This window comes from Microcoleus sp. OTE_8_concoct_300 (genome assembly GCF_031383065.1).
GTDB lineage: Bacteria > Cyanobacteriota > Cyanobacteriia > Cyanobacteriales > Microcoleaceae > Microcoleus.
This window is the reverse complement of record NZ_JANMZH010000277.1, coordinates 1-9,730: the sequence shown is the minus strand read 5'-3', so window position 1 is coordinate 9,730 and position 9,730 is coordinate 1. Positions and strand designations below refer to the sequence as shown.

At 44.0% G+C, this 9,730-nt stretch carries 11 protein-coding genes; 10 read left to right on the top strand and 1 reads right to left on the bottom strand.

Translation table 11 applies throughout. The features are described 5' to 3' along the window. Window positions 1–168: 168 nt before the first annotated feature. A complete protein-coding gene (locus tag ACUVJL_RS13195; protein WP_445246264.1) occupies window positions 169–939 on the bottom strand; it encodes a hypothetical protein in 771 nt (256 codons plus the stop codon). A gap of 956 nt (window positions 940–1,895) precedes the next feature. Here ACUVJL_RS13195 and ACUVJL_RS13190 point away from each other — a divergent pair. The 10 genes from ACUVJL_RS13190 (at window position 1,896) to ACUVJL_RS13145 (ending at window position 9,593) form a co-directional block, all read left to right on the top strand. Continuing rightward, window positions 1,896–2,594, top strand: coding sequence for a class I SAM-dependent methyltransferase (locus tag ACUVJL_RS13190; RefSeq protein WP_445246263.1), 699 nt, complete (start codon window positions 1,896–1,898; stop codon window positions 2,592–2,594). A gap of 188 nt (window positions 2,595–2,782) precedes the next feature. Further along, window positions 2,783–3,415 carry a 7-carboxy-7-deazaguanine synthase QueE gene (locus ACUVJL_RS13185; protein WP_445246262.1) on the top strand — a complete coding sequence of 211 codons (633 nt, stop codon included), beginning with the start codon at window positions 2,783–2,785 and terminating at the stop codon, window positions 3,413–3,415. Window positions 3,416–3,534: 119 nt separating this feature from the next. Next, window positions 3,535–3,978 carry a retroviral-like aspartic protease family protein gene (locus ACUVJL_RS13180; RefSeq protein ID WP_333081043.1) on the top strand — a complete coding sequence of 148 codons (444 nt, stop codon included), beginning with the start codon at window positions 3,535–3,537 and terminating at the stop codon, window positions 3,976–3,978. A gap of 73 nt (window positions 3,979–4,051) precedes the next feature. Beyond that, entirely contained in the window at window positions 4,052–7,012 is a 2,961-nt protein-coding gene (gene uvrA / locus ACUVJL_RS13175) for an excinuclease ABC subunit UvrA (protein ID WP_445246261.1), read from the top strand. A gap of 67 nt (window positions 7,013–7,079) precedes the next feature. Beyond that, window positions 7,080–7,181: a LuxR C-terminal-related transcriptional regulator gene (locus ACUVJL_RS13170; RefSeq protein WP_445246260.1), complete on the top strand. Its 102-nt coding sequence runs from the start codon at window positions 7,080–7,082 to the stop codon at window positions 7,179–7,181. 180 nt (window positions 7,182–7,361) lie between these two features. After that, window positions 7,362–8,183: a hypothetical protein gene (locus ACUVJL_RS13165; protein ID WP_445246259.1), complete on the top strand. Its 822-nt coding sequence runs from the start codon at window positions 7,362–7,364 to the stop codon at window positions 8,181–8,183. Window positions 8,184–8,256: 73 nt separating this feature from the next. Beyond that, window positions 8,257–8,622: a hypothetical protein gene (locus ACUVJL_RS13160; protein WP_332958808.1), complete on the top strand. Its 366-nt coding sequence runs from the start codon at window positions 8,257–8,259 to the stop codon at window positions 8,620–8,622. A 38-nt stretch (window positions 8,623–8,660) separates the two neighbouring features. Then, window positions 8,661–8,885 (top strand): DUF433 domain-containing protein, encoded by a 225-nt coding sequence (locus tag ACUVJL_RS13155; RefSeq protein WP_445246258.1) that lies wholly within the window; start codon window positions 8,661–8,663, stop codon window positions 8,883–8,885. Beyond that, entirely contained in the window at window positions 8,869–9,195 is a 327-nt protein-coding gene (locus tag ACUVJL_RS13150; RefSeq protein WP_332958810.1) for a DUF5615 family PIN-like protein, read from the top strand. The genes ACUVJL_RS13155 and ACUVJL_RS13150 overlap by 17 nt, the downstream gene beginning before the upstream one ends. A 20-nt stretch (window positions 9,196–9,215) precedes the next feature. Beyond that, window positions 9,216–9,593 (top strand): helix-turn-helix domain-containing protein, encoded by a 378-nt coding sequence (locus ACUVJL_RS13145; RefSeq protein WP_445246257.1) that lies wholly within the window; start codon window positions 9,216–9,218, stop codon window positions 9,591–9,593. Window positions 9,594–9,730: the final 137 nt, after the last annotated feature.

Below are 9,730 nucleotides of genomic sequence, written 5' to 3'. Positions count from 1 at the left end.
GATGCTCATGGTCTTTTAATGCTTGTTGCAGAGTTTCCTTTGTTTCAGAACTGAGGAAGTTTTTAGTAGGCATTGACTTTCTCGGAAAATTATCATATTATACCATACAATATGCGTTTTAGATGCTGAACAGCTTAATGACTAATGACTAATGACTAATGACTTCTGTTATGCTTCTTTATAGAAGCGGATGATTTCGCGGACGTGGTTGAGAAATTGTCCGTCCTCGGTGAGTTGGCCGATCGCACTTTCTGCATCTCTTGCGAGTTTAGTGTGTTCTGCCTGATTTGTCGATCGCAAAGATTGTAGAGATGCGGCTAAATTAGTTAATTCTCTTTTGGTGGCTTGTTGCTCCCGCTTTTGGACAGCAGCCCAAGAATTCGGATCGTCTGAATCTAATTGAGCGGTCAAATTTCTAACTGTAGATTCTAACTGTGCAAAGCGGCTGCGGAGTTCGACAATATCTTCGCGGGGGTGCAAAAATTGGCTGCGGATAGTTGTCAGCCGCTGAGCTAAATACTGATAACCTCGGATAGCTGGACGCAGTACAGTTAACAGCAGTGCAGCAGCGGAACTGAGATAGCCAACAGCACTAATTCCGGTGGCGGCTAGGGCGTAAAGTGCGATCGCGCTAAATAGGTGAAGTGCGATCGCCACAAAGAGCGATCGGCTCACTAATACAGTAACGTATTTGAGTTGTTCCTGATCGACAGCAATGTTTTTTTTAGTAGATTCTGCAGCTTGCGCTAAAACTTCTTTTGCTTCAAAATGGATATTCCAGGGAACTGTAACTATCAGCAACAGCCATTCAAAAATAGCAATGGCAATTACCCAATCAATAAAACTGCCGGCGGAGACGTGCAGCCATTGCAGAATGGCAAAAACTAGCAGCAAAAATATGCCTGTGCCCGCACCGAAACCTGCAAAAGTGTAATACATAACGATTGCCTTGGTGGAATGTTGTTTTGATTGTGGGTAGGTTGTTTAGGTATGTAGGAATAAGCTGTGACAGTTAAGTAATCGTCCTATTGCTCCCGGTTCATTAGTTATGAGTATTAGTGCGGGGCAAGGGTTGATAGAAACCTGTTTTTTTCCCACAAATACTTGCTCTACCTCAATCGTGGAGTGTTGTTTTAATTATGGGTAGGTTGTTTAGATGTGGAGGAATAAGCTGTGACAGTTAAGTAATCGTCCTTTTAAACCCTGGTTATTAGTGATTAGTAATACTCAGGGACACCAGGGTTTCCAGAGCCCTGGTTTGTTTCAGGAAAATACACCGGTTTTAACCCATCAATAAGAGTTAAATGAAACGGTTTGTTTTTTGGGAGTGCGTAAGTCCTCAATAATTAGTCATTGGGGATTAAGGAGAGCGACAGGAAAAAAGTTTATAATGTAAGAAAATGTAAACGAATCACAACCTCTGCGATTGCTTCATTTCACTCGCTTTTGACTACCTATGTTGGGCGCAGTTCATCTACTTAGGGATCGGGATGAAGTCACTTTCTCCCCAACTCATACCATTTGAAATTGTAGATTTGAGATTTAAGATGGGCAATGGCTGATTATGTATGGGTTTGCAGCTTGTCTACAGTTGCATTATTTTTGAGAAGTGGTATCACTCACGGCCTTAGGCATGGGGACGAACCCAGCAATCTCAAAACGAGCCCCTATCGATTTTTCTTTTCCAGAGCTGCTAAATCACCTGTGGCTGAGATAAACTGATTTGGAAGTAGATCGGGCGTTTTGCAAGTTGCCTCTCTGTAACCGAGACACTGCTACTGCAACCTGTCATCAGCCACAGCAAAATAGGTGCCAAAATTAACTCTACAGTCTCCGATTTCCATTAACGGCGCGGCTACAATCTAAAATCCCAAGTCAGCAGCAAGGACAAACCGATGGCGAACTCAACTCTTGGCCTAGAAAATCAACTTTACGATTATCTGTTATCTATTTCTCTGCGGGAGCCCGATATTCTCGCTTCACTACGGGAAGAAACTGCTAAGCATCCTATCGCTAGGATGCAGATAGCTCCCGAACAAGGTCAGTTTATGGAACTGCTGGTGCAGCTTATGGGAGCGAAAAAAACCCTAGAAATAGGGGTTTTTACTGGTTATAGCTCGCTGTGCGTAGCTTTAGCGCTGCCTCCTAACGGTCAAATTATTGCTTGCGATGTCAGCGAGGAATATACTGCGATCGCGCGACGCTATTGGGAAGCTGCGGGTGTCGCAAACAAGATTTCTTTACAGTTGGGCCCAGCAATAAATACTCTCGACAAACTAATAGCCGAGGGACAAGCAGGAACCTTTGATTTTGCCTTCATCGACGCCGATAAAGAAAATTATGAGGGTTATTTTGAGCGATCGCTGCAACTTGTACGCAACGGCGGTTTAATTGTAATTGACAATGTTCTGTGGTCTGGACGAGTTGCTGACCCTCAAGTACAAGACGCAAGTACCACCGCCCTCCGTAGTTTCAACGACAAATTGCGTAAGGATCCCAGAGTTACTCTCAGTGTTGTCCCCATTGGTGACGGGCTGACTTTGGCATTGAAACGTCGCTGGGCTACTCTGATGGAACCTGAACAGCATAATTAAAGAGTTGTTTGCGGTTTGCGGTTCATTTTTAAATTGCCACAAACTGCTAATTATTCAAGAATATACAAGTCAGTTTTATATATAGAGTAATGTGCGCGTGCCGCACCCTAGAAACTCAAAAGTATAGAGTAAGGTGCGCGTGCCGCACCCTACAGAATGATGTATTTTTTAGTTAATCAGAGGCACAAATGCTGGGTTCAAATTTGCAGGTAAAATTACCGATTCACGAAACTTTTCAGTGTACTGTTCAAGGCGAAGGTTACTGGACGGGGACTTTAGTTGATTTTATCAGATTGGCCGGTTGCCCTGTGCGGTGTCCTTGGTGCGACACGGGTTACGCAAATGGGGGCAAAGGTTTGCCCTCTGTGCCGCAGTCGATCGCACAATTGCTAGCTCAATTGCAGTCTCCGAGGGTTGTCATTACTGGCGGCGAACCTTTCATTCACCGGGATTTGCCGGAGTTAGTTGAAGCTTTGTTACAAGCTGACAAGCAGGTGAGTATTGAAACTTCGGGCGCTTGCTGGCAGGATGTTTCCCCGCAGGCTTGGATTACGCTTTCTCCTAAGGAACACGTTAATCCTAAATATCCGGTGCAAGAGCGTTTCTGGACTAGAGCTAATGAAATTAAGTTGGTGGTTAGCACGGGCGAAGAAGTTGAATTCTACTACAATTATTTGAGTAAAAATATTAAAGCTCAGGTATTTTTGCAACCGGAATGGAACTCGAAAGAATCAGCAATTCCGATTATATTAGAATTACTAAAAAAGCATCCGAGTTACAGGTTATCTTTACAAGCTCACAAGTTTATTGGCGTGCAATAATTAGCTTATTTTGACCCAGATAGCAGCCGGGCGGAGCGAAGCAAAGAAAGTACATCGCCCTACTATTCGTATAATTATGTGCTAAAATTAAAGCGGTAATTTATTGTTTTATGAAAGTTATGCAAGCAGCTACTGAAAATCAAATGGGAAAAGTTATCACAACCCTAGTAATTACAAATCGGATCGATGAAGCTAAAGCAGAAGATGGTCTGATCCCAATCGAGCAAGTGAGGTCTGTTACTCTAGAAAATGTTTTGGTGGATACGGGCGCGACTACTTTGTGTTTGCCTAAAGATGTCATCGCCAGACTGGGTTTAAAAATCCTCAAGCAAGTGGTTGTGGAAACAGCCACGGGTATTAGTGAGGCGAGGATTTTTCGGGATGCTTCGATTTCTCTGTGCGGGCGCGAAGGGACTTTTGAGTGTTTGGAATTGCCAGAGGGGAAAACGCCACTTTTAGGCGTGATTCCGATGGAAGCGCTGGGAATTGAAGTGGATTTGAAGCATCAAAGTTTGAAGGTTTTGCCCGACGGGCCGACGGAAACTTATTTGACAATTCTTTGATATTCTTGAGTTTGGATGCCAGCAATTCGATCGGCAGCGCTAAGATGGTTAAGCACTGTTTTGCACTACTCTCATGTCCCAACGCGCCGAAACCTCAAACAGCCAGCCAAGTGCATCCCGCAACGGGCATAATGTGACGAATGCTCACTCTAACAACCAAAATACGATTCGGGTTCGCGGTGCCAGACAGCACAACCTGAAAAATATCGATCTGGAACTGCCGCGCGATCGACTGATCGTTTTTACTGGCGTCTCGGGTTCTGGTAAGTCTTCCCTCGCTTTCGATACAATTTTTGCCGAGGGACAGCGCCGCTACGTCGAGTCTCTCAGCGCCTACGCGCGCCAGTTTTTGGGACAGTTGGACAAACCGGATGTGGACGCGATTGAAGGCTTGAGTCCGGCTATTTCGATCGACCAAAAGTCAACTTCTCACAACCCGCGATCGACTGTTGGCACTGTTACAGAAATTTACGATTATCTCAGATTGCTCTACGGCAGAGCCGGTGAACCGCACTGTCCGATTTGCGATCGCTGCATTGCGCCGCAGACAATTGATGAAATGTGCGATCGAGTCATGGCACTTCCAGACGGCACTCGCTTTCACCTTCTGGCACCAGTTGTGCGCGGAAAAAAAGGCACTCACCGCAAATTATTGTCGAGTTTAGCTGCGGAAGGATTTATTCGCGTCAAAGTTAACGGAGAAATTTTAGAACTTTCGGAAAATATCGAATTAGATAAAAATCTAACGCACAATATCGAGATAGTTGTCGATCGGTTAATTAAAAAACCCGGTTTAGAAGAACGTTTAGTTGATTCTCTGGCAACTTGTTTGCGCCATTCAGAGGGAATTGCGATCATTGAAGAGTTACCGACTGATGAAAATTCCGAACCACAGGGGCAGATCGTATTTTCCGAAAACTTTGCTTGTCCCGAACACGGCGCGGTAATGGAGGAACTTTCACCCAGGTTATTTTCTTTTAATTCGCCTTACGGCGCGTGTCCGAACTGCCACGGTTTGGGGAGTTTGCGGACTTTTGCGCCGGAGTTGGTAGTTCCCGACGAGAAAGCGCCTGTTTATTGTGCGATCGCCCCTTGGTCTGACAAAGACAATTCTTATTATCTTTCTTTGCTTTTCAATATTGCTGAGACTTGCGGGTTTGATATCGACACTCCTTGGTATCGATTAAGGCCCGAACACCAGCGGGTAATTTTGTACGGCAATGAGTCCAAGCCCACCGCACAAAGTAAAAAGCGCGACGGCAGCACTGATTTGAGGAGAGATTTTAATGGCGTGATTGCCATGTTGCAGCGCCAGTACGACGATACTGGTTCTGATTTGATCAAGCAGAAGTTGGAACAGTATCGGGTCGATCGCTCTTGCGAGGTTTGTCACGGCAAGCGCTTGAAAACAGAGGCGCTTTCGGTGCGGTTGGGACAGTACGGAATTGTGGATTTAACCAGTATTTCGATTCGCGAATGCCGCGAACGAGTAAATAATTTGGGATTGAGCGATCGGCAATTCCAAATATCCGATTTAGCCCTGAGAGAAATCAAAGCAAGGCTGCAATTTTTGCTCGATGTCGGGTTAGATTACCTGACTTTAGACCGCGCAGCAATGACGCTTTCTGGCGGAGAAGCCCAGCGAATTCGGCTAGCGACTCAAATCGGTTCGGGTTTGACGGGTGTTCTCTACGTTTTGGACGAACCCAGCATCGGACTGCACCAAAGAGACAATTTTCGCCTGCTGCAAACCTTAACAAAATTGCGCGATTTAGGCAATACTTTGATTGTCGTAGAACACGATGAAGAAACCATGCGAGCGGCAGACCACATTGTCGATATCGGGCCCGGCGCCGGCGTTCACGGTGGCAAAATTATCTCGCAAGGAAGTTTAGCAGAGTTGCTGGCGGCCGAGGAATCTTTGACCGGGGCTTATTTGTCGGGAAAGCGAGTAATTGAAACGCCTAATGAAAGGAGAAAAGGCAACGGCAAAGCTCTCTCAATCATAAATGCGACGCGCAACAATTTAAAAAATATCGATGTTGAAATTCCCCTGGGAAAACTCGTCTGCGTGACAGGCGTTTCCGGTTCGGGAAAATCCACTTTAATCAATGAATTGCTGTACCCGTCGCTGCAACACTATCTCACCAAAAAAGTGCCTTTACCGCCCGATATGGGCGCCCTCAAAACGAAGGGCGAACGCTCTCTAGAGGATGTGGTTGATAAGGTAATTGTCATCGACCAATCTCCCATCGGCCGCACTCCGCGTTCTAATCCCGCTACTTACACGGGAGTCTTTGATGTGATTCGGGATTTGTTTGCCGAAAGCATTGAAGCGAAGGCCAGAGGTTACAAAGCGGGGCAGTTTTCTTTTAACGTGAAAGGGGGAAGGTGCGAAGCCTGCGGCGGCCAAGGCGTGAACGTGATTTCGATGAATTTTCTGCCGGATGTTTATGTGCAGTGTGAGGTTTGCAAGGGTGCACGGTACAACCGGGAAACGCTGCAAGTTAAGTACAAAGGCAAGTCGATTTCTGATGTTTTGAACATGACCGTAGAGGAATCTTTGGAGATGTTTAAAAATATTCCCAGGGCGGGCGCCCGACTGCAAACTTTGGTTGATGTTGGTTTGGGTTACATTCAGTTGGGACAGCCGGCGCCGACGCTTTCTGGGGGCGAAGCGCAGCGGGTAAAATTGGCAACGGAACTGTCGCGCCGCGCTACTGGGAAGACGCTTTATTTAATTGATGAACCGACGACTGGTTTGTCGTTTTATGATGTTCACCATTTGTTAAATGTGCTGCAAAGATTGGTGGATAAGGGTAATTCAATTTTGGTAATCGAACACAATTTAGATGTGATTCGGTGCTGCGATTGGGCGATCGATTTGGGGCCTGAAGGGGGAGATAAGGGCGGCGAAATTATTGTGGCGGGGACGCCGGAGGATGTGGCGGCAAATCAGAGGTCTTATACTGGGAAGTATTTGCAAGCGGTTTTGCAGCAGCATCCTTTGGGGGAGGCTGTAGCCGTTAGCTAATAGTAAATTATTGCGTGGGATTCCTTTAAGTGAGTGCCACGCCTTTAGTTGAAGTTATCGCTCTAAGTTGAGTAAGCGCGAGTGGGAGGTATTAACACTGGTTGGTGAAGGCAAAAATAATCAGGAAATTGCTGAGATATTGTATCTAACTGAGGGAACGGTTGATTGATTGAACATGCGGAAGGTGATATGGTGATGGCAAGACTTTGTTTTTACGTTACATAGCAGGTTTAGTGATTGACTTCAGTGAGATTAATCACATATAAGCAATGATTTATACTATATCCATTTCTACGGAAAGTTAGTATAATTGAATGGTTACTAAAATTAAAAATACTATTCCGGTAGTATGAGCTATATCAGAAAAATTTCAGTAAAACTTTTTCATCAGTTTAGAGACAGGCTGTCTAATACTCAAAAGGGTATATGCCTAATTTTAGCTGCATCATTAATTGTTAAAATTGGTGAATTAGTTTTTAAATTAATAGTTGAGAACCAATATACGTTTGGTTTTATTATAGGCATGATAATCCTTGCAATTGGTATTTATCTATACTTCAAGCGACAAGGAGGTGTTAAAGATAACCAGAAATCATACGATTTGGAAGATAAAAATAATTCAACTATAAATCATGACATCAACACAGGTGGCGGAAACTATAATAGAGTAGAAGGTAATTACATACAAGGTGATTATATAAACATACAAAACAAGCGTGTAGACATGAGCAAAGATATTACTTCCATTCTTAATGATTTTAGAGTTATTTTAACTAAAATGCAAAGTCAAGGATATAGTATAGAGCAAGCAGTAACTCAAATGGCTAAAGAGTTAGCCGAAGAGACTCGAAAGAAGCCCTACGTTAAAGGTAAGTTTCATATTGACGAAAATGCTGATGACAGTGAAGTTTTTCAAGAATTTGTTAGGCTTTTAATTCAACATAAGTATCTATTCAATCAAACAACAGGCTATGAAGGAGCAGAAGATTATGGAGAAGTAATCAATTATAAAGGACATACAATTTATTTGGAATCAGACAAAGATGATTTTTGGTGTCATTACAAGATAAATGGTTCCCTGTGTAATGAAAGTGGTAAATGTTATGGCAAAGAGTTGGCAATCGATGAAGCGAAAGGGAAGATAGACGAAGCAAGATTTAGTAATTTGTAGATAGAAGTGTGCGGCTGTAGCTCACTAAGCAATCAGATTTCAAATTGTAATGACAACTTAAGGAGATATCAAGATGAGTAACAATGAAAATTGGACTGTTAACACAGGTGGCGGTACTTTCAACAGACATATTCAAGGTAGTTACATTCAGGGAAATTACTACGCCGCAGGAAAGCCTCAAAGCTTAGTAGAAGCAGCAAGCGAAATTCAAGCATTAATCAAACAGCTAGAAACAAGTTATCCTAGCGATACACCAGAAAGAGATAAGGTAGTGGCCAAGGAAGTGGTTAAACACCTCGAAAGTAACCCAACACTGAAACAAAAAGTTATAAAGGCTGGTACAGACGCTACTCTAGCAGCGCTAGAAAAAGCTATCGATAATCCGGTTGGGGCGTTTATTACTGAAGGAATCAAAAGCTGGAATGAATTTAGGTTATAATCTTTGTAAAGATTGGTAGCCAGCCTGGTGAATTTGTTATGGCATTAACATCTCGTGTTGTTCATAGCGACTCCGATATTCTAGGAGGAACTCCTGTGTTTGTTGGAACGCGCGTTCCAGTGAAAACTCTGCTTGATTATCTTGAAGCTGGTGATTCATTGGGTGTCTTTTTAGACCATTTCCCTAGTGTCACTCATGCACAGGCGATCGCAGCCCTTGAATTAGCAAAGGAAATGCTGACAGCCTATGCGAATCCTGCTTGATGAATGTGCCCCAAGACCTCTAAAGCGCGAACTTCTTGACTACGAGATACGCACAGTCGTAGAGATGGGATGGTCAGGGAAAAAGAACGGGGAACTGCTCAGGCTCATGAGTCAAGAGGGCTTCACTATTTTACTTACCACCGATCAAAATTTGCGCTATCAGCAAAACTTACAGCAAGCTGGAGTGGCAGTAGTTGTGCTAGTCGCATCCAGCAATAGGCTCCCCGATTTACTGCCCCTGATCCCAGATGCTCGTAACGTACTGAAGACCATTGCTCCGGGGCAAGTGATTGAAGTTGGAGATTCCTGAAATGGGACACAAATTGATATATGGAAATACGTCCAATTAGAACCCAAACTGACTATCAGGAAACCCTTCGAGAGGTTGAGTTGCTGTTTAATGCAGCTCCTAATAAACCTGAGTCCGATCGCCTAGATGTGCTCAGTACCCTAGTAGAAGCTTACGAGAAGGCACACTTTCCGATCGAAATCCCGGATCCAATTGCAGCCATTCAATACTACATGGACGCCCGCGGATGGTCTGGTAGCGATTTGGAACAATGTATTGGCAGTCGAGTTAAAGTTTCTGAGATATTATCTCGCAAACGCTCCTTGACTCTGGAAATGATTCGGAAGCTGAATCAAGAGTTAGGAATTCCCGCTGAGATTCTCATCCAGCCCTATGAGTCGCTACAAACCCCCACTTAAGTAGCTAGACAAAATTAATTACATAGTTTTCTCCAAATTCTTTCAGGATTTTTTCCACAGAGGTAACAAAAGTTCCCCAACTCTTGTAAGCAGATATCTCAATCCATTCATACTTAATAAACCGCCATAAAATTTCA

Coding starts and splice junctions, on each gene's coding strand:
- ACUVJL_RS13195 (WP_445246264.1), bottom strand. CDS start 939: ATGTATTACACTTTTGCAGGTTTCGGTGCGGGCACAGGCATATTTTTG.
- ACUVJL_RS13190 (WP_445246263.1), top strand. CDS start 1,896: ATGGCGAACTCAACTCTTGGCCTAGAAAATCAACTTTACGATTATCTG.
- ACUVJL_RS13185 (WP_445246262.1), top strand. CDS start 2,783: ATGCTGGGTTCAAATTTGCAGGTAAAATTACCGATTCACGAAACTTTT.
- ACUVJL_RS13180 (WP_333081043.1), top strand. CDS start 3,535: ATGCAAGCAGCTACTGAAAATCAAATGGGAAAAGTTATCACAACCCTA.
- uvrA (WP_445246261.1), top strand. CDS start 4,052: ATGTCCCAACGCGCCGAAACCTCAAACAGCCAGCCAAGTGCATCCCGC.
- ACUVJL_RS13165 (WP_445246259.1), top strand. CDS start 7,362: ATGAGCTATATCAGAAAAATTTCAGTAAAACTTTTTCATCAGTTTAGA.
- ACUVJL_RS13160 (WP_332958808.1), top strand. CDS start 8,257: ATGAGTAACAATGAAAATTGGACTGTTAACACAGGTGGCGGTACTTTC.
- ACUVJL_RS13155 (WP_445246258.1), top strand. CDS start 8,661: ATGGCATTAACATCTCGTGTTGTTCATAGCGACTCCGATATTCTAGGA.
- ACUVJL_RS13150 (WP_332958810.1), top strand. CDS start 8,869: ATGCGAATCCTGCTTGATGAATGTGCCCCAAGACCTCTAAAGCGCGAA.
- ACUVJL_RS13145 (WP_445246257.1), top strand. CDS start 9,216: ATGGAAATACGTCCAATTAGAACCCAAACTGACTATCAGGAAACCCTT.